The 1,137-nt window shown below is 65.5% G+C and carries 1 protein-coding gene; it reads left to right on the top strand.

The window, feature by feature from the left end; genetic code table 11:
• Window positions 1-7: 7 nt before the first annotated feature.
• On the top strand, window positions 8-1,137 hold a 1,130-nt coding region (locus AC5ZFO_RS47995; RefSeq protein ID WP_496124266.1), incomplete at its 3' end, for a UDP-glucose dehydrogenase family protein.

Raw genomic sequence — 1,137 nt, 5'->3', positions numbered from 1 at the left:
GTTTTTCATGCGAATCGCGATGATCGGAACGGGCTATGTGGGACTGGTGTCCGGAGCCTGCTTTGCGGATTTCGGTCACGACGTCACCTGCGTCGACAAGGACGAGAAGAAGATCGCGGCGCTTCATCGCGGCGAGATTCCGATCTACGAGCCCGGCCTCGACGAGCTGGTCGCGACCAATGTGAAGGCCAAGCGGCTCGACTTCACCACCGATTTGTCGAAGCCGGTCGCGGACGCCGATGCCGTCTTCATCGCGGTCGGCACGCCCTCGCGCCGCGGCGACGGTCACGCCGATCTCTCCTATGTCTACGCCGCCGCGCGTGAGATCGCGCAGTCGCTGTCAGGCTTCACCGTCGTCGTGACCAAGTCCACCGTCCCGGTCGGTACCGGCGACGAGGTCGAACGCATCATCCGCGAGACCAACCCCGCGGCCGACGTCGTCGTCGCCTCCAACCCCGAATTCCTGCGCGAGGGCGCGGCGATCCGCGACTTCAAGTATCCCGACCGCGTCGTCGTCGGCACCTCCGACGAGCGCGGCCGCAAGGTGATGGGCGACGTCTATCGTCCGCTGTCGCTGAACCAGGCCCCGTTGATGTTCACGGCGCGCCGCACCGCCGAGATGATCAAATACGCCGCGAACGCGTTCCTCGCGACCAAGATCACCTTCATCAACGAGATCGCGGACCTTTCGGAAAAGGTCGGCGCCAACGTGCAGGAGGTCGCGCGCGGCATCGGCCTCGACAACCGCATCGGCACCAAGTTCCTGCATGCGGGTCCGGGCTTCGGCGGCTCCTGCTTCCCGAAGGACACCAAGGCGCTGATCAAGATCGCGCAGGACTATGACGTGAGCTTGCGCATCGTCGAATCCGTGCTGGCCGTCAACGAGAACCGCAAGCGCGCGATGGCGCGCAAGGTGAGCCAGGCGCTCGGCGGCTCGCTGCGCGGCAAGACCATCGCCGTGCTCGGCCTCACCTTCAAGCCCGACACCGACGACATGCGCGATGCGCCGTCGATCCCGCTGGTCACCGGCCTGATCGACATGGGCGCGACGGTCAAGGCCTTCGATCCCGTCGGCATGGAGCAGGCCAAGGGCGAGCTGCCGAACATCACCTATTGCGAGGACGCCTATTCCTGCGC

The organism is Bradyrhizobium sp. Unk1, from assembly GCF_059512345.1.
The sequence above is the reverse complement of the archived record's forward strand: the minus strand, read 5'-3'. Positions and strand labels throughout refer to the sequence as shown.